This window comes from Marinobacter koreensis, assembly GCF_023156285.1.
Taxonomy (GTDB): domain Bacteria; phylum Pseudomonadota; class Gammaproteobacteria; order Pseudomonadales; family Oleiphilaceae; genus Marinobacter; species Marinobacter koreensis.
Genome location: NZ_JAKZAJ010000004.1, coordinates 427,942 through 446,791, shown reverse-complemented (window position 1 = coordinate 446,791; position 18,850 = coordinate 427,942). Strand labels below are relative to the sequence as shown.

Genomic DNA, 18,850 nt, shown 5'->3' with positions numbered 1-18,850 from the left:
CTGATGAACACCATCCAAGCCTTTGCCAGAACCCTGATCGCGCTCATGCTGTTGGCGATCGCCCTGCCCTCCCAGGCCGCCGGATCCAAGGATTTCGGCGACTATCAGGTGCACTGGAGCGTTCTGCCCAGCACCTTCCTGTCGCCCGAGGTGGCGCAGGCCAATGATCTTCAGCGCAGCAAGGGCATCGGCCTGATCAACATTGCCATCATGAAGGAACAGGACAATGGCTCGCTCAAGCCGGTCACCGGCCAGGTGGAAGGCAAGGTCAGCAATGACATCCAGCAGGTCAAATTCCTGGCATTCCGGCGCATCGAGGAAGGCGATGCTGTCTACTTCCTGGCCCAGTACCAATACAACTCCGGCCAGCTGATGACATTCAACATCACGGCCCGTCCCGCCGGATTGCAGCAGGACCTGACCGTACGTTTCGCCCACACCCTGTTCAGCGACTGAGCCCATGACCGACAGACTCGTCATCGCCAGCAATAACCGGGGCAAAATTGCCGAATTGACGGAACTGCTTGCGCCTCTGGGGCTGCAACCTGTGGCCCAGGGAGAACTGGGCGTTGGGGAAGCCGAGGAGCCCGCCGTCACGTTTGTGGAGAATGCCATACTCAAGGCTCGCCACGCCGCCCGGGAAACCGGACTTCCGGCCCTGGCCGACGACAGCGGTATCGCCGTGGACGCCCTTGGCGGAGCGCCGGGCGTCCGGTCCGCCCGCTTTGCCGGTGACAGCGCGACCGATGATCAGAACATCGATGCCCTGCTGGAAGCACTCGAGGACGTGCCGGAGGGCCAACGCGGCGCCCAGTTCCATTGTGTTCTGGTTTTTCTCAGGCATGCGGATGATCCCACACCCATCATCTGCCACGGACGTTGGCCCGGCAGCATTCTCAGGTCGCGGCAGGGCACGGGCGGATTCGGCTACGATCCGGTTTTCCTGGTCCCCGGGCACGGCTGCAGCGCCGCCGAGCTCTCACGGGAAGAAAAGGGCCGCATTGGTCACCGGGGACGCGCCCTCGCCCAGTTGATCGAGCACCTGACGGAGGAGCGCTGACGGCATGACCGCCACCTCCGCCGTGGCGGTAGCCCCGCCCCTTAGCCTTTACGTGCATGTGCCCTGGTGCGTGCGCAAATGCCCCTACTGCGATTTCAACTCCCACGCTCAGAAGGGCGAGATTCCCGAGCAGGCCTACCTGCAGGCCCTGATCGAAGACCTGGAACAGGATCTTTCCTTGGCCGGCGACCGGCCTATTGAAACCGTCTTCATTGGCGGCGGCACCCCGTCACTGATGAGTGGGGAGTTCTATTCTCGTCTGTTCGAGGCGCTCCGGGAGCGACTCTACATCGCCCCGGATGCGGAAATTACGCTCGAGGCAAACCCCGGAACGGTCGAACAGGCCCGATTCGAGGCCTTCCGCCAGGCCGGCATCAACCGCCTGTCGATCGGCGTCCAGAGTTTCGATCCGCAACAGCTGCGCACGCTGGGGCGCATTCACGATCCGGCAGCCGCCAATCGCGCCGCAGACGCCGCGCGCGCCTCGGGCTTCGACAACTTCAACCTGGATCTCATGCACGGGCTGCCGGATCAGACCCCGGAGCAGGCCCTTGCGGATCTCAGGGCGGCGCTTGAGCATCAGCCACCGCACATTTCCTGGTATCAGCTCACCCTCGAACCGAATACGGAGTTTTTCAGCCGTCCGCCCGATCTGCCCGACGATGACCGGCTCTGGGACATCTACCAGGCGGGATCTGCGCTGCTTCGGGAACACGGGTTCGACGACTACGAAGTCTCTGCCTGGAGCCGGCCAGAGCGGGCTTCCCGACACAATCTCAATTACTGGACGTTCGGCGATTACCTGGCCCTTGGCGCCGGGGCACATGGAAAAATCAGCCTGCCGGATGGCAGTATCCGCCGTTACTGGAAAACCCGGCAGCCTGACGCTTACCTGGGACGCATCGGAAGCCGCACAGCCGGGTCGGAGGCCATTGCCCCGGACGAAAGGGCCCTGGAATTCCTGATGAATGCACTTCGCCTGAAACACGGCGTCGAGGAATCACTGTTCGTCGAACGTACGGGTTTACCGCTGACGTCAGTTGGAGTAAAACTTGAAGAACTGAGACGGGAAAACCTGCTGGAAAAGGGGCGCCTTCAGGCCACAGAGTTGGGCCAGCGCTACCTGAACAGCCTGCTGGAGCGATTTTTGTAATGGATCTGCCGACCGGGTGGGGCACCATGTCCAAGGCCCTCAAGACCAACCTGTTTTCGGCCGTCATACTGCTGGCCGCCCTGTTGGTCATCAATCAGCCGCTGCAGACCGCGTCGGCGCCACAGGGTATTGTCAGCTTCCAGCTGGCCGCTACCGCCGACCAGGCCCATGCCATCCTGCGCAGCTGGCGCTCGGACGGCCAGGCGTGGGCGCAGGTATCACTCTGGCTCGACTTTGTCTTCATCGGTGTTTACGTCATGGCATTCCTGAGTCTGACCCGGCACTTCATGCGTGACCGACCCGGCGTTCGGGAGCGCATGGTGGCCCGGTGGGTCCGGGCTCTGTTCGTTGCGGCGGGCATCGGGGATCTCCTGGAAAATGTCCTGTTGCTGAACAATTTCAACCCACCCACGGATGTGGTCAGCCTGTCCGCCACCTTCTGTGCCCTGATCAAGTTCACCGGCCTGACCCTGGGGATCGCAGGCCTGGTGATCATACGGGCCGCCCGGCGCCATCCGATCGCCCCGGGCTGACCCCCACTGTTCAGTTGGTGCGGTGAAACACGAGATCCCAGACCCCATGACCCAGCCGCTCACCCCGCTTTTCAAACTTGGTGATGGGCCGGTCATCGGGACGCGGGGAATACTCTCCAACGCCCTGTGAGTTGGCAAAACCTTCCGCTTCACCCATCACTTCCATCATGTGCTCAGCGTAGTTCTCCCAGTCCGTGGCCAGGTGCAAGATGCCACCGACCCGCAACTTGTGCCGGATACGCTGGACAAATTCGGGCTGCACCAGACGGCGTTTATGGTGTTTCTTCTTCGGCCACGGATCCGGGAAAAAGACCATCACGCGGTCCAGACAGGCGTCGGGCAGGCACAGATCAATCACGTCGTTCGCATCGATATTGTAGATCCGCACATTTTCAAGGCCCCGTTCTTCGATCTCCTTGAGCAAAGCGCCCACGCCCGGCAGATGAACCTCAACGCCGATAAAGTCCTGCTCAGGCGCCGCTTCCGCCATGTCCGCCAGGGATTTGCCCATCCCGAACCCGATCTCGAGGTTGAGCATGGCATCCCGCCCGAAGACCACCCTCGGGTCGATCATGCCGTCTTCCCGGCTCAGGCCGTATTTCGCCCAGCCACGATCAAACGCCTTTTTCTGCCCATCGGTCATTCGCCCCTGCCGAAGCACAAAACTGCGCACCCCCCGGCGGGTGGTAACGGGCGAATCCGCGACCTCGGCCTTGTCCTGCGGTTCGTTCTTGTCAGTCATTTCATGTCCTTACGCGGGTTGCGATTCTTACGATGGCATCAGTTTACCAGAGTGTGCCCGGTCAGGAGGACACCACCGAAGAGCCTCCCCGCTGACGATCGAGCTGCCGGTACCCCAGTGCTTCGACCAGGTGCGTCTGAGCTACCTGTTCGACACCGGCGAGATCCGCCAGCGTACGGGCCAGCCTGAGAATCCGATGCAGTGCGCGAGCCGATAATCCCAGCCGCTCCATCGCCGAGGTCAGAAGCCGTTCGCTACTGTCATCCAGGCGGCAGGCCTCCTGCAGGGCCCGACCGGAAAGCTCGGCATTGACCACGCCCCGGCTCGCCTGCCGATCCCGGGCAGCGATCACCCGATCACGGACAGAGGCACTGCTTTCGCCGTCGTCGGCGGATTGCATCAGCATGGAGCCCTCCTGCACCGGAACTTCCACATGGAGATCGAACCGGTCAAGAAGCGGGCCCGAAATTTTTGACCGGTAGCGCAGGACCTGCCCCGGCGAACACTGACACTCAACGGAGGGGTGGCCACTGTAGCCGCAGGGACACGGGTTCATGGCGGCAATGACCTGGAAACGGGCCGGGAAACGCACCTGCCGGGCGGCCCGACTGATCGCGATTTCACCGGTTTCCATCGGCTCCCGCAAAACCTCCAGCACGCGACGCTCGAACTCCGGCAACTCATCGAGGAACAATACGCCGCGATGGGCCAGCGAGATTTCTCCCGGCCGCGGACTGCTACCACCCCCGACCAGCGCCACCGAGGAGGCGGTATGGTGCGGCGCCCGGAACGGCGGCTCCCGCCAGCCGCCTTCACGAACCGGAACCCCGGCAACGGAGTGCACACTGGCGACCTCCATGGCGGCGTCATCCGCCAGAGGCGGCAGGATGCCAGGCAGCCGCCCTGCCAACATGCTTTTACCGGTGCCCGGAGGCCCGAATAACAGAAGATTGTGCCCCCCGGCTGCCGCCACCTCCAGCGCTCGCCGGGGAACCTCCTGGCCCCGGACGTCACTGAGATCCGGAGCGCTCCCACCGGCGGATTCCAGCCGGTCCATGTCCGCCCTGGGCAGCGGCACCAGCTGCGCACGTCCTGACAGGTGCTCAACAACGGCCAGAATGTGACTGGCCGCGAGGACGTCTCCGCGACTGGCCAGGGCGGCCTCTGGGGCGTTGGCCTGCGGAACAAGAAGGCTTCGCCCCTCACTACGGGCGGCCAGCACGGCGGGCAGGATACCTTTGAGCGGCCTTAACGCCCCATCCAGGGCCAGCTCGCCCACAAATTCATGGTCGGCAAGACTCTCGGACGGAACCTGTCCGGATGCGGCAAGGATACCCAGGGCAATGGGCAGATCGAAGCGGCCGCCTTCTTTGGGAAGATCCGCCGGCCCCAGATTGATCGTTATCCGGCGGGCCGGGAATTCGAAACCGGCGTTGAGCAGCGCACTGCGCACGCGCTCCTTGCTCTCACGCACACCGGTTTCAGGCAAACCGACAATCGAGATTGATGGTAGGATTAACCCACAACTAAAGGGAACCGCCACGCATGAAACCAAAAGCATACCCGTACTTCCGATTCAGCACGCAAATCCAAGAGATGGGCGACTCGGAACGCCGTCAGCAGGATAAAGCAAAAAAGTTTGCTTGCGAACACGGGCTGGATTACGACGACAGTCTCAAGCTTCATGACCGAGCAGTTAGTGGATTTAAAGGACTTAACTTTGAAACCGGAAAACTTAGCTATTTTATGAAGCTGGTGGATGAAGGCTCTATTGAACAGGGTTCATATCTAATAATCGAGAATTTTGATCGTTTTTCCAGAATGGAGCCACGCAAGGCTTTAAGTCCGTTTCTTACGCTAGTAGATAAGGGTATCAAAATAGCCGTAATTGATAACAACGAAATCCACAGCGACCAAAGTGGCTTCGTTCAGCTCATGGCTACTATTCTTTACATGGAACGTGCTCACGACGAAAGCCGGAGTAAGTCAAAGAAAGTTACTGCCGCAAAACAAAATGCAAAAGAACAGCTTCTCAGTGGAAATCGGAAAACCCTATGGAAGTGGGGCACACCTAAGTGGCTCGATATTGCTAATGATAATGAAGGGGTTGATGGCACTGGATACAAGATAAACCATGAGCGCACAAAAACAATAAAGAAAATACTTGAGTGGGTAATAGAAGGTCGCGGCACTGGCTACATTATCGATAAGTTGAAAGAACAGAACATTCAGCCTTGGGGGTCAAGTTCCGGCATTAAACTGGACAAAAAGAAGCCTAAACAATGGTATAACAGCCAAATAACGCGAATAGTAAACAACCGAGCATTAATAGGTGAGCGCGAGCTACTTGTTAAAGATAGCGATGGCAAAAACAAACGCATCGAAATCATACCAAACCATTTTCCTGCTATCGTGAGCGAAGAATATTTTGAAAAAGTACAAGCCGCTCGAAGATCGCGAGACTTGAACCGTGACAAAAATGGAAAGCTAAAGGCTGGCGCCATTATGCGTGGCGGGGGTAGAAAAGGTCGAACTTTTACAAACCTTTTCCAGAAGCTTGCCGTTTGTGGCTATTCAATTGAGGGCAACGTCTCAAAGCACAAATGCCCGGACAACAACCGTTTCATGGTTTACGCAAACAAAGACCGAAAATTTTCTGGCGGAAAGGTCCATAAACTACGTTATCTTCAGTGCAGTGCTTCAAGGGAATCAGGATCACAATGCAAAGATTGCCGAAAGCTATACAGATATGAAGATATGGAAACTGCCTTTTTCACTCACATAAAGGATGTTTCAGTCGCAACCATATTTGGCGATGACAAGCAGGATAAATCAAAAGCACAGGAAATAAACACCAAAATTGAAGAACTAAAAATTCAGCTATTAGATGCTGAACGACAAGTTGAAAAGTTTGAAAGGGCAATGGAAGAATATGATGGAATTTCCACAACCCTTCTCAAACAGCTTAAAAAATACGAAACCAAATTAGAAAATATACCGAATGAGATTAAGAATTTATATAGCGAACGCAAACTATTAAAAGCCAGAAAAGAGCAAGGAAAGGAAATACACCACACTCTTATCGACTTAATTGGCGCATTGAACGGATGCGAGAATGATACTCAGCTGTATGAGTTGCGACTGAAAATTTCAAACATTTTGAAATCATTGATCGATAGAATTGAAGTCTATAATCGTGGAAACTTTTCGAGCGACTCAGCAACTGAACAAAAACTGAAAAATCTTCGTGAAAGTGCTGGTGGGCACCTATCAGATGAAGAACTGATTGAAATGGAATCCGCCATCAGGAAAAGTATCAAGCAACAGGCTTCTAAGCCTGAAATCCCCTACTTTGTCGTTCGCTATGTATCTGGAGAAAGCAGACTTGTAATGCATCACCCAGAAGACCCCAGATCACTTGTGATGAATGTAAAGTGGGATAACGAAGGACTGACAGAAGCTCCCTTCTACGATTCCACCATGCTGAAGCTTTACGAACGTGGGATTAAGTCAAAGGATGGAGACTGGCGGAACGGTACCACTTTGTCAGATTAAGCTCCCCTGACGCGTTTTCAACGCAACCCAGCGATAAGCCATCAGCGAACCCACCACCAGATAAACAACACTGGTCCGAACAGTAGGGATGTGACCCTGACCCATTTGGGCAGGACACCCCATTCGTCCCAGCTGTTGTAGACGTGTTCGTTGAAGTAACTGATACACAGCATCGATACCGCGAACCAGATGACGACCATCATCACCGACAGCAAAATAATCAAATTTCCACCTCATGCATTAGCTAAGTGAGCAATTCGCCGAATCAGCAGTTCTCCCCATTCCTCACACGCGGTTTGATTGGGCATAAACGCTCCAAGCCCACAATCCACAAACCCGGCGTTGACCATCAGGGCAATCAACAGCTGGTCCCGGCTTAATTCAAGGGCATCAGCCCAGTCCAGAAACGCCTGAAGGTGTTCTTCAGAAAGTCCGGTAATGACCAGATTCTTTTTCTTCGTTGGTGTCATTGAATACTCCATCAAGGTGACCCCCGTATTTATGGTCACCCCGATGAATAACCGGTGTCAGTCGTCAGAATCCCCGCGTAACCGGGCTTCAGCTTCACGGTATGCGATTTCCCATGAATCCGTGGAAACGGACATACCGTCACCACCAAGGGGCGCTACACCGTCTCTCCGGCGCTTTTCTGCGATCTTGGCAATGTAATCAGCTGACATAGGATTGATCCCACGACTTCTGTCAGCTGCGTCAGAAATAGAGTCGTGGTAGTGGGCGTACTCTTCCGGAAACCGGTCAATGTGGATTTTCCGGGCAAGTGCTTCAATTTCTGCTTTCAGTCGATCTTCCCGGTCAATGGCTTCGATTTCGCTGGCGGTTTTACCAACACGGGCTTCCCGTTCCTTTCGAAGTTCTTCTTTCTTGAATCGGTTCATAGCAATCACCTCACTGGATGTTGAAACGAAAGGTCATGGCGTTGCAGCGGCTAATGGTCAATGCGCGTATCTGTGCGGAGTGGCGGGCACGATCCAGAATCAGCACTTCCCGGACCGGGTTTTCATACCGTAATTCTTCGAACCACTGGCGGTAGAAGAATGGGACAGCGGTTTCCAGATCACCGGCATAGGTGAACAGGTCACAGCGGATCATCTCACCGGGAACATTCAGCTGTTCGCGAATCCGGGACTGTTCCCGGAATACCGGACTGTGGTGTATCAGTGCGTTGTATATCTCGTGCTGGAATCCAAGACTGGTAGAGTCGAAGGCGGTTTCAGGGGTGAAACCGTGTTCCAGCAATAAGGCAGGAAAATCAGGAAAACTCATGGTCATGAACCTTCGTTGTTGGCTTGCCTGTAATCCGCCAACTCTCCAGAAGGTGCGTAACCATTATACCGTTATGTGGGCACCCCGTCAGTACACGCCAGCCGGACCTATAGTCAGCAGGCGACCGTCTTTGCCCAGATAGTCACCAATGCGCCAATAATCGGCATCGTCTCCCCCGATCAGACGAAAGTCCGTTCCTGATTCGTGGAATAGGCTGAACTTCTTCAACTTCTTAAACAGAACCTTCTTGGCTTTCAGGTAGAATTTGGGCGGCATCGGGTTCGTGATTGCCAAGTGTAGATGGGGCTGGTGGTTCGCCTGTTTTTCGATACAGCCGAATCCTTTGAACCCTTTGTTCTTGTCCTGATACTTTGACCCGAACAGATCAGAGTTGATGAAGTGCAACAGGTTGTTCGCCTTCTTCATCAACGTCCGATCTGGCACCAGCCAACGACCATCGTCATTCCGGTAGCGGATGCGGGGTTCCTGAACGGTCAAGGTCAGTAAAGCCGTTGGTTTCGTATCGAAAGCCAGCCGGGACATTCCCCGTTTCAAGGCTTCCCGCGTGAACGCGGTGGTTTCATAGTTGATCATTGGGGATTGGGCTTCGCCCAATACACCCCGTTGGGGTGTCTGTACTACTGTGTTCATTCTGTTGTCTCACTTTTATTATTCTTATCGTCACTTCCTTCCCCTTACAGGTACGGACAGACATAGCTTCGCCATCAAGAGCCGTCCCGAAGGTGGTGGTTCCCGTTGGTAAAGGGTGGGCAGAATCCCTGCACGGCAGCGGTGCCCATCCCAACAAAAATGTCCAGAAATATGTAGGCGCACTTTCTGGAATTTTTGCCCTTTTATTGATTGTTATTTTTGATTGCAAACTCAAAACTAATCGCTTTTTTCGATTATCCGGTAGCACCCCCAGAACACTTTCCCCGGAAATACATCCAGTTCTCTGTAGTGTCATCCTGCTCATACCGGTGCAGGTACTCCCCCAACGCCTGAAGCACTAGATTCGACTGACTGAAACCTGTTTGCCGGGATACATCGTCCAGCTGCTCAACGATGTAATGGGGAAGCGAGAAGTTCTTTTTGGTGGTCTTGGGTGTAGTCATGGGGTACTCCTTCAATATTGTTTATGTCAGGAGTATTTATCTTTTCCCGGTTCCATCGAACTTATTGGTCATTTCGACCAGTCTCAAGAAGTAAACATTTTAAGACTCTCGCTTCTTATGTCTCAAAAAATGTCTTATAATGATCTTATTGGATTGTCTAAGGAGATTTAAGAATGTCGATGGTTGGATATGCCCGTGTTTCGTCCACTGGACAATCTCTGGAAGTGCAGCGCGCCAAGCTCAGTCACTGCGACAAGGTGTTTGAAGAAAAACGGTCAGGGACAACCGCCAATCGTCCGGAGCTGCAAGCCTGCCTGAACTATCTGCGTGACGGGGATACCTTGGTCATCACCAAGCTGGACCGTCTTGCCCGGTCAACCTATCACCTGACTCAGATTGCGGAGAACCTGAAGGAACAGGGGATTGAGTTGGTGGTTCTCGATCAGAACATCGATACCAGCACCCCCACCGGTAAACTGCTGTTCAACATGCTTGGAGCGATTGCCGAATTCGAAAATGAGATTCGGAAGGAACGCCAGCTGGATGGAATCGCCAAAGCGCAGGAACGGGGAGTCAAGTTTGGTGCGAAGCCCAAGCTGTCCCCAAGCCAGATCGTTGAAATGCGAGACAAGCGCGCCAGCGGGGTTTTGATCAAGGATTTGATGTGGGAGTACTGTCTCAGCAAAGCCAGCGTTTACCGGTTGCTGAAGGACGAATGATGCTATGCAAATAACTAGAATCAAGAATTATTTCAGATTCAGGAGATTCAAAGAGTCGCGGGTTTAAATGGTTACTTTGCTTGGTTGCATCATCTCGCATCCAAAGCATGAAAGGCGGTGATCCCGCCTCACTGGCAAACACTCCTATATCCGCTATGAGGGATGCCTATGCTGAGCAACGCCGCCATTCATCAAACCAATGTCCACGACAACGCGATCATCCAGAACGCAATCGAAATCCTTGAGTCCCGGATTCAAAAGCCTACTGACTACATAAAAAGCCCAAACGACACCCGCAACTTTTTACGAATGAAGCTGTGTGAACGGGAACATGAAGTTTTTGCTGTGCTGTTTCTGGATTCTCGACACGGTGTCATTGCTTACGATGAAATGTTCACCGGAACGATTGATGGTGCAGCGGTATATCCACGTGAGGTGGTCAAAGCTGCATTGCTCCACAACGCAGCCGCTGTGATTTTTGCCCACAACCACCCGTCTGGGGTTACCAATCCATCCGAGTCAGACAAACGCCTTACCAAACGCCTCAAGGACGCATTGCTACTCGTTGATGTCAGAGTGCTGGATCATCTGGTTGTGGGACGTAACATCAGCTCATTTGCTGAACTGGGGTTGATGTGACACAGATTTGCCCCGGTACGCATGATACCGTTCAGCCTTTACGCATCATGAATGTCCTGTGGGGATACACGCGACGTTCATCAGCTTGATTGAACGTCGCGGGCGGAATGTGACCTTGGGGGTCGTTGAGGCTATCGCTGTTGAGCTGGGGGTGGATGTTCCTACCTTGCTGTCAGACTCAGAACTACAGCCGGGAAATGACCACCCAAACTGAGCCGCGAATCAAAGCGAGTTCATGGCTTCGGGGTTAATTGGTGACCGGGCTTTCACCTGCTCCCATACTTCACGCACCGGACTTTTCAAGGACGCTTCCAAACGGCACATTGCGTCTACCATAAAGTTAATCATTTCGTCCCACTGCTCTCGGTCATACACATTTCCGACGGTTTCAGCCTTGATGCGACAAGCCCGCTTTTCGTCTAGGCGCTCCCACTCAAGTTCCCCGCCAAATGCTGTCTGGATTTCGTTTTTGCGCGCTGCTAAGGCTTCGAAAACCAGTTCATTTTCGGTTTTGTTGCCACGGTCAATATACAGTTCAGCCCTTCCATACTGCTTGGTTGCAACGAAGTTGAAGCTGATTCCGCCCACCCCGGACCCAGCACCGATCCAACTATAAACACCGGGGCTAATGCTCTGATAGAGGTTGGATGGTGACGCATTCATCGCATCAATCAACCTGCCCCAGAACTCACGACGAATCACATGTCGGTGCTTCTGCTCCACCTGATCTTCAATATCGTCTTGCGCCTTTTCCGCCATCCCGATCATGTATTCTTCTGTGTCTTGAGTGGGAATGATCTGCTCGACATTGAGGAAAAGTTCTTCCCCCATGGCGTATGGCGTGGCGCGAAAGCATTGCAGCCTTAATTTGAAGTTCATCAACCACAGCACTGTGCTGGTAACTTCTTTGCGAAAATTCGCAGCGATTAACATGATTCGTTGGGTTACCCCTTTGTTCAGGGTAACTTCTGTAAAATCCTGATTCTCAAGAAATTCACAGATTCGATCTTCAGCGTTCACTCCGGGTTCAGCTACATCCAGATACTTTTGAAAGATTCTCACGATGTTGGATTTAGATAGTCCAGAGCAATACGACGCGTACTTGAGCGCCTGCCATGTCACATCACGACCAGAGTCATCCAGCTTGTTTTCAATGACCACTAAAGCGCCCTGCTTATCCAGCGCAAGAAGATCAAGACGTTCGTGCGTGTCATCAAATCCAGAAAATTCTTTTTGGATGATTAACAGTTCTTCTCCAAGAACGTCTGGCTGTTTGGCGATCCATTCTTGAAGGTGGTCCCGTTCACGAAAACCCAGCGAAGAAAAGGTTCTTTGCTCCAGTCGCTGAATGCTGTTGGATGACGCGTCTATCCGGTACATACTCGTCCTTTACGCTGCAAAAAAATCCGACTGCAATTCAGAAAGTCTACCTTCAAAAATTGCCTCAATTTCAGTAGCTAAAACCTTTGATAATTCTTTGGGCTCAAGCTTATGCATTCCACCACCATAAACGCGCCCTTCATCAAGCATCGCACTACTAGTAATTTTGTTTAAAGACTGAAGGATAAGTTCATTCAACTCAGGACGCTTATCAAGCTCACTTTGAAGGTGTGGCTTCGGATACAAAATTAAATATGAATTAGCGACAATCGCTTTCGATTTATTGAGAACAAATCGGAAAGGCTTTTTACCTTTAACATCAGTTCTCCCGATATATGTACAATAAAACTTACTCTCAGGTCTATTTTCCTGTGAGTACCATACCTTTCTCGTCCGACACAGAAACCTTTCCGAAACCCCGCTTTCAACCCCTTTCTCTAAGTAATCATAAAGTTCAGGGTAAAGGGTCTTTATCTGATCCATTGGTAGCTTACAGTCAAGAACAAAAAGCTGCTTATCAATGTCGGGATAACCGTTGTTATCTGCTTCCACCACATCAACCTTCAGATACCTAGGACTAGGCAAAATTGGTCTAAACTGATCGAGTGGAAGACCTAGACTTTTTATTTTACCCTTGTCAAGCACAAAGAACTTGTTATCGCCCGTTGCGATACCACGCTTTATAGTAAAAAAATCTTCGAGCTTCGGTAAATTTGTAACTTCTCGTTCTTCGAGTAATGGAAAACGCGTCCATTTACTTTCTTTACTCAAGGTATCGAGACTAACATCCTTTTGAACGACCGGCTGATCAATAGAACCGCCAAAAGTAAACTTTACCTTATGAGATTTCGATGGTTTTTTATTCTTAAACCAGACTACGGCAGAAGAAACCAACGCATCTTCAAACTGAACATCATTAGGATCAAATCGGTGAATCTGAAGAAGCGTGACCTCATTTAAAAGATAGTCTTTGACACCCTGCCCATAATTGACGTTCATAAACTCACTGGGAATCAACCATCCAGAAATTGCATTTTCTTTCATCCAAGGATGGGCAAGAGCCATAAAGTAACAGTAGAGCCCTGCAAACCCAGAAAGCTTCATATTTGCTGCCTTAACGGCTTGCGATTGAAGCTGTTCTTTCTCCCCTTTTATGTGATGGTGACGCACATATGGAGGATTGCAAATAACTAAGTTGAATTTCTCATCTTCACTCGGCGGAGTCTGCTTCGTGAAGTCCGCAATTCGATACTCAATTCCAGTCGAACCCCACAGCTTTAGAGATGGATTTCCATAGTGTTCGTCAATTTCAAAACCTAAAGCTGTTTGAATTTGCTTTTCAGGGAAAGCTACATTTAATGCACTATAGAAAGCACCAGTACCAATTGCAGGGTCCAAGAACCGAACCTTTCGGTTCTTTGGGAACAGAGTGCTTGCATGATTTAGAACATCTTTCGCAAGAGCAAACGGTGTCGAGAATTGCCCTTTAGCGTTACGCTCTTGCTGCGTTTTCTTCTGGTCAAGCTCAGCCTGAAGCAATTGTCTTTGACTTTCAATTTTTTTAAACGTCATAATCAAAATCCAAACTTTGCGAGATCATCAATACGGTGTTCCCAAACCCAGTCAATCCCTTCAGCCGCTTCATAACCAAGGTAACCGGAATCAAAATAACCACATAAAAATAAATCAAAAGTTATTTTCTCGCCATACGTATGACGCAATTGTTGAATTTTGACTGCTTCTTCCTTCCGTCTTTTATTTGTATTCGTAAAATCGCCCGCTGATTTCGCCTCAAATAAAGCGGGAAACTCGCCATCTTTAGCATTTTTTCTCTTGATTACTGCATCAACCGGAATATTAACTTTTTTATCCTCTGCGCCCTGCTTGATTGGCACATTAAGGCGGAAAGAAAATGTACCGTTCGGCATTGAAAGCCAATCTTGAGCTTCGCCGGTCTTGAGCTCCCTATATCCGCGCGCTTCAAGCCACGCTTTCATAGCAGCTAGTTGTCTCTGCTCTTGAGCATTCCGTATTATTGGATCGGCTACCGCCCCACAAAGCCGATCAGCAACGATGGTTGAAGCCCTGTGAATTTCTTCTTCTGTACCCTTGTCACCCCGGTTCTTCCAAACAAAAATATCGGGATCAGCCATCTTTTCAATTATGTCGCCAACCATATCAAGCTGTTTATTCAGCTCAGGCAACGGCATTCTTGGCGGCACTCGCATGTCAACTTCCATGCTTTTTACTAGATTCGGAGACACCCCCGCCAAACCAACCAGCCGATCACGGGCAATAGGTGGGCAAGTTGTCATCCGCAACATAGGAAGTACGTCAGGATGCCGTCTAAGCGTCTCTGGACGAATATTTGTCAGATTTTCAGTCCATTGAAGGGCTTGCTCAACTTGGGCGGTAGTTTCGATACGGGTATCTCGAAACGCTTTGGGTGCAAAAGTCATGAACCATTCGTTGTAAAAATCAACTGACTTGGCAACGTCAGCCTTCCACGAGTCCACCTTGTCGCGGTTTACTGCCACGTAATCTCTCCCCAAACTAATTTTCATTTGTCACCGCCAGCGTCCCCGCTATGGAGATCAAACCAACATTCCTTGCGGTATTCGTCAGGCGTAACTGTATCGGAAATCCATAGCAGTTCGAAGCGAACAGAGAACAAGACTATCGTGTTCTGCGCCATTCCCACGGCGGCACAGGCTCAGCGTCAGTTAACCCCCATAACCCGGATTGCCTTTCTTCCGCTTGATCCTGCAATTCAAAAAGCACTTTGTCTTTGACATAGCGGGTATACGCCCAACAGTGTCCATCGCTGACTAGTGCTCGATTCATGTTTACACCGTCTACAAATACCCTACCGATTGACCGCCCATAGCGGTCTTGTCCAATTTCTTCGACCACACCATGCTTACGCTCCATGTAAACGCTTGCAGCCTGTGTAGCACTGGCTCCCCATGGCTGGTCACTCTCAGGGCAGTCGATACCAGCAAGCCTTATCCGCATTAGCCTTCCAGCGTCGCTTACTGCCTTGACGGTATCTCCATCAATTACTTCATCAACCCTAACCCCAAAACTTGATGATGCGTTAGCGGAGAAGGCACAAAGAAGAAGCAAAAGCCCAAGACCATAAAAACCGAAAATTGGTACTATCATACTGAAAATATTGAAGAAACGTGATATAGGGTTATTGTTCCCAACAATGGACAGCGCGGGCAAGCCGCCAGAGAGATGCACCTCCACCGTAACGGCGGGCGCGGACACGCCAATACTGGCGCGGGAGTGAACAACAGCGAGCATGTTTTCCTTCCATGGGTCAGTCCGGCAGACATCCTGTCTGCCGTTTGGTCAATCAGCGGGACTCGAGCTTCTGTTCCAGCTCGGCAACGCGTTTCTCCAGCGCGTCCACTTTCTCACGGGTCTTGAGCAGCACCGCCTGCTGGGTTTCAAACTCCTCCCGGGTCACAAGCTCCAGGCGGGACAGCACCGCCATGACGGTTGCACGGGCCTGGGTTTCAATGTCTTCACGGGCGGCACGGGCCATGTCGGGGACAAACTGGCCAAACTGGCCCTGCAACTGGGCAAGGATATCCTGAGGACCTTTCACGTTTTACCTCACTGGTTTCAAAGCCTGTGGATTCCGGGGCTTATCGCCGCCGAATCGGTCTCCGGGGAGTGTATCACAGCGGAGAGCCTGCCATACTGTGGCCGGTCGGCTATATAATAGTCCCAGCCGGAAAACCGGATCGCTCCATTATGAGCCACCGCCCGGCGACCCGCCTCGTTTTGGTGCGTCATTCTGCGCCAAACTGGGGAGGCCAAAATATAACATACTGTTTTATATTATTTTTTTTGCGTTGGCATAACCGATGCTAAAGCTTACGTACGCAATCCGCACAATTGGTGTGCGAGGTGGCAGCATCCCGAACTCAACAATCGGCCGACGGGCCCTCACTGTTGGGACGGCTTTACCAAGGAGAAAGCAATGAAACTTGTGACAGCGATCATCAAGCCTTTCAAATTGGATGATGTCCGTGAGGCACTATCCGAGATTGGCGTGCAAGGCGTTACCGTCACTGAAGTCAAAGGCTTCGGTCGGCAAAAAGGACATACCGAACTTTATCGTGGCGCGGAATACGTCGTGGACTTCCTGCCGAAGGTCAAAGTGGAAATCGCCATCGGCGATAACCTGCTCGACCAGGTCATCGAGTCCATCACCAAAGCGGCCAACACCGGCAAGATCGGTGACGGCAAGATTTTCGTGACCGAACTGGAACAGGCCATCCGGATCCGGACTGGCGAAACCGGTGAGGAAGCGGTCTGATTCAGACCTGACTTTCGAATCAGCCAACGCAAAACTTATAACCTGAAAAGCCTCGTGCGGAGGGCTTCAAATGGAAAGCAACGTATTTCAACTGCAGTATGCTATAGACACCTTTTATTTCCTGGTGTGTGGCGCATTAGTCATGTGGATGGCGGCTGGCTTTGCCATGCTGGAATCCGGCCTGGTACGTGCCAAGAACACCACTGAGATCCTGACCAAGAACGTCGCGCTTTTCGCGATCTCCTGCATCATGTACCTGGTGTGCGGTTATGCCATCATGTACGGCGGCAACGTGTTCCTCGCGGGCATTGCCGACATTGATGTAGCCAGTGTCCTCGGCGATTTTGCCGGCCGTGACGGTGGTTTCGAAGGCGGCTCCATCTACTCCGGTGCGTCCGACTTCTTCTTCCAGGTTGTGTTCGTGGCAACCGCCATGTCGATCGTGTCCGGTGCCGTCGCCGAGCGTATGAAGCTCTGGGCATTCCTGATCTTCGCGGTTGCCATGACCGGCTTCATCTATCCGATGGAAGGTGCCTGGACCTGGGGCGGTGCATCCGTCTTCGGCATGTACACCCTCGGTGACCTTGGCTTCAGTGACTTTGCCGGTTCCGGCATCGTTCACATGGCCGGTGCCGCGGCAGCACTTGCCGGTGTCCTCCTGCTGGGTGCCCGTAAAGGCAAGTATGGCCCGAACGGCGAAATCCGCGCCTTCCCGGGTGCCAACCTGCCGCTCGCGACCCTGGGTACTTTCATCCTGTGGATGGGCTGGTTCGGCTTCAACGGCGGTTCTGTCCTGAAACTGGGTGACATCGCCAGCGCCAACTCGGTAGCCATGGTGTTCCTGAACACCAACACCGCCGCTGCCGGTGGTGCGGTTGCGGCCCTGATCACGGCTCGCCTGATGTTCGGCAAGGCCGACCTGACCATGCTCCTCAACGGCGCCCTGGCCGGCCTGGTGGTGATCACCGCTGAACCGTCCACACCGAGCGCGCTGACGGCCACCATCTTCGGTGCCCTGGGCGGCGTGCTGGTTGTCCTGAGCATCGTGGCCATGGACAAGATGCGGATCGACGATCCGGTCGGTGCGATCTCCGTGCACGGCGTGTGTGGCCTGCTGGGTCTTCTGCTGGTGCCGGTCACCAACGGCGACGTCAGCTTCTCCGGCCAGATCATCGGCGCCATCACCATCTTCGTCTGGGTCTTCGTGGCCAGCCTGATCGTCTGGGGTATCCTCAAAGCGGTTATGGGTCTGCGAGTGACCGAAGAAGAAGAGTACGAAGGTGTGGACCTGTCCGAGTGTGGTATGGAAGCCTATCCGGAGTTTGTCAGCGGCAAGCAGTAAACCCTGACTACCCGGTAGAAACGAAAGAGGGGTGCCTGCGGGCACCCCTCTTTTTATTGCCGGATCTGTCGTCAGCCCTCTCCGGGGACCACGTAATCGTCAAGTTCGTCCACCATGAACTGGGGCATTGCCAGCGCCCCCTGATGTACGCCGGGGTTGTAGTAGCGGGTGACGAAAGGACGGTTGGTGGCGTCCTCTTCCCGGAAGTACCGCAACGGGTTGTCTTTGCTGGCCATCGTGCAACTCCACCAGCCTGTCGGATACACAGGCTGAGGAAACGGCAACGTCTGGACATGACCGAAACCCGCCTTGCGCATATCCTCATGGATGGACTTGATGATGGTGCCCGTATGCAACAGCGGTGACTCACTCTGTTGCACAATGATGCCTCCTTCACGCAACGCCAGCATGGCATCGCGATAGAAATCCAGGGCAAACAGGCCCTCCGCCGGCCCGACCGGATCGGTGCTGTCGATAATGATCAGGTCGACACTGCCCGGTTCAATGTCCCGGATCCACTGGATGCCATCGCCGAAGAAGAAATTGGCCCGGGGATCGTCGTTGGCTGCACACAGCTCCGGAAAGTACTTCTCCGACATTCGGGTTACCCGCTCATCGATTTCGACCTGCCAGGCCTCCTCCACGCCCGGATGTTTGAGGACTTCCTTGAGGGTGCCACAGTCACCGCCTCCGACGATCACCACCTTCTTCGGATCCCGGTGGGTAAACAGCGCCGGATGCGTCATCATCTCGTGGTAGAGAAAGTTGTCCCTCGTGGTGAGCATGACGCAGCCGTCGAGAACCATCAGATTGCCGAACGTTTCCGTTTCGTAGATTTCCAGTTTCTGGAACGGTGTCTGTTCCTCGTGCAGCTTCTTTTTCACCTGCAGCGAAAACGCCGTGCCCTGGTCCTGGAATACCTCGGTAAACCACCCTTCGTTCAGTGCCGTCATCTAATGTCTCCCGTTGTGCATCGTGGACCGCGTCAAAGCGGC

The 18,850-nt window shown here is 53.0% G+C and carries 23 protein-coding genes and 1 pseudogene; 9 read left to right on the top strand and 15 right to left on the bottom strand.

Annotated elements, in window-relative coordinates; all coding sequences use genetic code 11:
- Positions 1–3 precede the first annotated feature (3 nt).
- From MLD04_RS13395 to MLD04_RS13380, 4 genes are read left to right on the top strand one after another with little or no spacing between them, the layout of a single operon-like run.
- Positions 4–456, top strand: a complete 453-nt coding sequence (locus MLD04_RS13395; protein WP_248159269.1) for a DUF4426 domain-containing protein — start codon at positions 4–6, stop codon at positions 454–456.
- A 4-nt stretch (positions 457–460) separates the two neighbouring features.
- Complete coding sequence (gene rdgB, locus MLD04_RS13390) at positions 461–1,060, top strand: RdgB/HAM1 family non-canonical purine NTP pyrophosphatase (protein WP_248159267.1); 600 nt, start codon at positions 461–463, stop codon at positions 1,058–1,060.
- A gap of 4 nt (positions 1,061–1,064) precedes the next feature.
- Entirely contained in the window at positions 1,065–2,213 is a 1,149-nt protein-coding gene (hemW, locus tag MLD04_RS13385) for a radical SAM family heme chaperone HemW (protein WP_248159265.1), read from the top strand.
- Complete coding sequence (locus tag MLD04_RS13380; protein ID WP_008940577.1) at positions 2,213–2,746, top strand: hypothetical protein; 534 nt, start codon at positions 2,213–2,215, stop codon at positions 2,744–2,746. The genes hemW and MLD04_RS13380 overlap by 1 nt, the downstream gene beginning before the upstream one ends.
- A gap of 10 nt (positions 2,747–2,756) precedes the next feature.
- Here the strand turns inward: MLD04_RS13380 and trmB are convergent, their stop codons facing one another.
- On the bottom strand, positions 2,757–3,488 hold the full coding sequence (gene trmB, locus MLD04_RS13375; protein WP_248159263.1) for a tRNA (guanosine(46)-N7)-methyltransferase TrmB: 732 nt from the start codon (positions 3,486–3,488) through the stop codon (positions 2,757–2,759).
- A gap of 61 nt (positions 3,489–3,549) precedes the next feature.
- Positions 3,550–5,049, bottom strand: coding sequence for a YifB family Mg chelatase-like AAA ATPase (locus MLD04_RS13370; protein WP_282451894.1), 1,500 nt, complete (start codon positions 5,047–5,049; stop codon positions 3,550–3,552).
- Here MLD04_RS13370 and MLD04_RS13365 point away from each other — a divergent pair.
- The gene (locus tag MLD04_RS13365) at positions 5,034–7,043 is read left to right on the top strand and encodes a recombinase family protein (RefSeq protein ID WP_248159252.1); all 2,010 of its coding nucleotides are present in this window, start codon (positions 5,034–5,036) and stop codon (positions 7,041–7,043) included. The two genes, MLD04_RS13370 and MLD04_RS13365, sit on opposite strands and share 16 nt — an antisense overlap.
- A gap of 41 nt (positions 7,044–7,084) precedes the next feature.
- Here MLD04_RS13365 and MLD04_RS13360 read toward each other — a convergent pair whose 3' ends face one another.
- The 6 genes from MLD04_RS13360 to MLD04_RS13335 all read right to left on the bottom strand — a co-directional run bounded on the left by MLD04_RS13360 (position 7,085) and on the right by MLD04_RS13335 (position 9,442).
- Positions 7,085–7,267, bottom strand: coding sequence for a hypothetical protein (locus MLD04_RS13360; RefSeq protein ID WP_248159249.1), 183 nt, complete (start codon positions 7,265–7,267; stop codon positions 7,085–7,087).
- Between the two features lie 9 nt (positions 7,268–7,276).
- Positions 7,277–7,513, bottom strand: a complete 237-nt coding sequence (locus MLD04_RS13355) for a hypothetical protein (protein WP_248159246.1) — start codon at positions 7,511–7,513, stop codon at positions 7,277–7,279.
- Positions 7,514–7,570: 57 nt separating this feature from the next.
- Positions 7,571–7,939 (bottom strand): hypothetical protein, encoded by a 369-nt coding sequence (locus MLD04_RS13350; RefSeq protein WP_248159243.1) that lies wholly within the window; start codon positions 7,937–7,939, stop codon positions 7,571–7,573.
- Between the two features lie 10 nt (positions 7,940–7,949).
- Positions 7,950–8,327: a hypothetical protein gene (locus tag MLD04_RS13345; RefSeq protein WP_248159240.1), complete on the bottom strand. Its 378-nt coding sequence runs from the start codon at positions 8,325–8,327 to the stop codon at positions 7,950–7,952.
- Positions 8,328–8,414: 87 nt separating this feature from the next.
- Entirely contained in the window at positions 8,415–8,921 is a 507-nt protein-coding gene (locus tag MLD04_RS13340; protein WP_248159239.1) for a hypothetical protein, read from the bottom strand.
- A gap of 311 nt (positions 8,922–9,232) precedes the next feature.
- Complete coding sequence (locus MLD04_RS13335; RefSeq protein ID WP_216007715.1) at positions 9,233–9,442, bottom strand: type II toxin-antitoxin system HicB family antitoxin; 210 nt, start codon at positions 9,440–9,442, stop codon at positions 9,233–9,235.
- 173 nt (positions 9,443–9,615) lie between these two features.
- Between MLD04_RS13335 and MLD04_RS13330 the strand changes: the two genes are divergently transcribed.
- A complete protein-coding gene (locus MLD04_RS13330; RefSeq protein WP_248159236.1) occupies positions 9,616–10,161 on the top strand; it encodes a recombinase family protein in 546 nt (181 codons plus the stop codon).
- Between the two features lie 168 nt (positions 10,162–10,329).
- A complete protein-coding gene (locus tag MLD04_RS13325) occupies positions 10,330–10,800 on the top strand; it encodes a JAB domain-containing protein (RefSeq protein ID WP_248159233.1) in 471 nt (156 codons plus the stop codon).
- A gap of 222 nt (positions 10,801–11,022) precedes the next feature.
- On the opposite strand, the gene MLD04_RS13320 is transcribed toward MLD04_RS13325, so the two are convergent.
- The 6 genes and pseudogenes from MLD04_RS13320 to MLD04_RS13300 all read right to left on the bottom strand — a co-directional run bounded on the left by MLD04_RS13320 (position 11,023) and on the right by MLD04_RS13300 (position 15,796).
- Positions 11,023–12,180 carry a DUF4268 domain-containing protein gene (locus MLD04_RS13320; protein WP_248159230.1) on the bottom strand — a complete coding sequence of 386 codons (1,158 nt, stop codon included), beginning with the start codon at positions 12,178–12,180 and terminating at the stop codon, positions 11,023–11,025.
- Between the two features lie 9 nt (positions 12,181–12,189).
- On the bottom strand, positions 12,190–13,752 hold the full coding sequence (locus MLD04_RS13315; protein ID WP_248159226.1) for an Eco57I restriction-modification methylase domain-containing protein: 1,563 nt from the start codon (positions 13,750–13,752) through the stop codon (positions 12,190–12,192).
- Between the two features lie 2 nt (positions 13,753–13,754).
- The gene (locus tag MLD04_RS13310) at positions 13,755–14,717 is read right to left on the bottom strand and encodes a XamI family restriction endonuclease (RefSeq protein ID WP_248159220.1); all 963 of its coding nucleotides are present in this window, start codon (positions 14,715–14,717) and stop codon (positions 13,755–13,757) included.
- A gap of 139 nt (positions 14,718–14,856) precedes the next feature.
- Positions 14,857–15,195, bottom strand: a complete 339-nt coding sequence (locus MLD04_RS17785) for a thermonuclease family protein (protein WP_379883716.1) — start codon at positions 15,193–15,195, stop codon at positions 14,857–14,859.
- 189 nt (positions 15,196–15,384) lie between these two features.
- Positions 15,385–15,489: pseudogene (locus MLD04_RS17780) on the bottom strand (ATP-binding protein); the annotation flags it as partial.
- A 52-nt stretch (positions 15,490–15,541) separates the two neighbouring features.
- The gene (locus tag MLD04_RS13300) at positions 15,542–15,796 is read right to left on the bottom strand and encodes an accessory factor UbiK family protein (RefSeq protein WP_008940574.1); all 255 of its coding nucleotides are present in this window, start codon (positions 15,794–15,796) and stop codon (positions 15,542–15,544) included.
- Between the two features lie 378 nt (positions 15,797–16,174).
- Between MLD04_RS13300 and glnK the strand changes: the two genes are divergently transcribed.
- Both glnK and MLD04_RS13290 read left to right on the top strand, forming a co-directional pair.
- Positions 16,175–16,513, top strand: a complete 339-nt coding sequence (gene glnK / locus MLD04_RS13295; RefSeq protein WP_008940573.1) for a P-II family nitrogen regulator — start codon at positions 16,175–16,177, stop codon at positions 16,511–16,513.
- A gap of 70 nt (positions 16,514–16,583) precedes the next feature.
- Positions 16,584–17,855, top strand: coding sequence for an ammonium transporter (locus MLD04_RS13290; protein ID WP_248159211.1), 1,272 nt, complete (start codon positions 16,584–16,586; stop codon positions 17,853–17,855).
- 71 nt (positions 17,856–17,926) lie between these two features.
- Here the strand turns inward: MLD04_RS13290 and speE are convergent, their stop codons facing one another.
- Positions 17,927–18,808, bottom strand: a complete 882-nt coding sequence (speE, locus tag MLD04_RS13285; protein ID WP_248159209.1) for a polyamine aminopropyltransferase — start codon at positions 18,806–18,808, stop codon at positions 17,927–17,929.
- Between the last annotated feature and the right edge of the window lie 42 nt (positions 18,809–18,850).

Excerpts from the sequence above, each read along its gene's own strand:
- hemW (WP_248159265.1), top strand. The coding sequence starts at position 1,065 with ATGACCGCCACCTCCGCCGTGGCGGTAGCCCCGCCCCTTAGCCTTTAC.
- MLD04_RS13330 (WP_248159236.1), top strand. The coding sequence starts at position 9,616 with ATGTCGATGGTTGGATATGCCCGTGTTTCGTCCACTGGACAATCTCTG.
- MLD04_RS13355 (WP_248159246.1), bottom strand. The coding sequence starts at position 7,513 with ATGACACCAACGAAGAAAAAGAATCTGGTCATTACCGGACTTTCTGAA.
- MLD04_RS17785 (WP_379883716.1), bottom strand. The coding sequence starts at position 15,195 with ATGCGGATAAGGCTTGCTGGTATCGACTGCCCTGAGAGTGACCAGCCA.
- MLD04_RS13350 (WP_248159243.1), bottom strand. The coding sequence starts at position 7,939 with ATGAACCGATTCAAGAAAGAAGAACTTCGAAAGGAACGGGAAGCCCGT.
- MLD04_RS13325 (WP_248159233.1), top strand. The coding sequence starts at position 10,330 with ATGCTGAGCAACGCCGCCATTCATCAAACCAATGTCCACGACAACGCG.
- MLD04_RS13340 (WP_248159239.1), bottom strand. The coding sequence starts at position 8,921 with ATGATCAACTATGAAACCACCGCGTTCACGCGGGAAGCCTTGAAACGG.
- MLD04_RS13365 (WP_248159252.1), top strand. The coding sequence starts at position 5,034 with ATGAAACCAAAAGCATACCCGTACTTCCGATTCAGCACGCAAATCCAA.
- MLD04_RS13320 (WP_248159230.1), bottom strand. The coding sequence starts at position 12,180 with ATGTACCGGATAGACGCGTCATCCAACAGCATTCAGCGACTGGAGCAA.
- glnK (WP_008940573.1), top strand. The coding sequence starts at position 16,175 with ATGAAACTTGTGACAGCGATCATCAAGCCTTTCAAATTGGATGATGTC.
- MLD04_RS13395 (WP_248159269.1), top strand. The coding sequence starts at position 4 with ATGAACACCATCCAAGCCTTTGCCAGAACCCTGATCGCGCTCATGCTG.
- MLD04_RS13290 (WP_248159211.1), top strand. The coding sequence starts at position 16,584 with ATGGAAAGCAACGTATTTCAACTGCAGTATGCTATAGACACCTTTTAT.
- rdgB (WP_248159267.1), top strand. The coding sequence starts at position 461 with ATGACCGACAGACTCGTCATCGCCAGCAATAACCGGGGCAAAATTGCC.
- MLD04_RS13345 (WP_248159240.1), bottom strand. The coding sequence starts at position 8,327 with ATGAGTTTTCCTGATTTTCCTGCCTTATTGCTGGAACACGGTTTCACC.
- speE (WP_248159209.1), bottom strand. The coding sequence starts at position 18,808 with ATGACGGCACTGAACGAAGGGTGGTTTACCGAGGTATTCCAGGACCAG.
- MLD04_RS13335 (WP_216007715.1), bottom strand. The coding sequence starts at position 9,442 with ATGACTACACCCAAGACCACCAAAAAGAACTTCTCGCTTCCCCATTAC.
- MLD04_RS13370 (WP_282451894.1), bottom strand. The coding sequence starts at position 5,049 with ATGCTTTTGGTTTCATGCGTGGCGGTTCCCTTTAGTTGTGGGTTAATC.
- MLD04_RS13380 (WP_008940577.1), top strand. The coding sequence starts at position 2,213 with ATGGATCTGCCGACCGGGTGGGGCACCATGTCCAAGGCCCTCAAGACC.
- trmB (WP_248159263.1), bottom strand. The coding sequence starts at position 3,488 with ATGACTGACAAGAACGAACCGCAGGACAAGGCCGAGGTCGCGGATTCG.
- MLD04_RS13315 (WP_248159226.1), bottom strand. The coding sequence starts at position 13,752 with ATGACGTTTAAAAAAATTGAAAGTCAAAGACAATTGCTTCAGGCTGAG.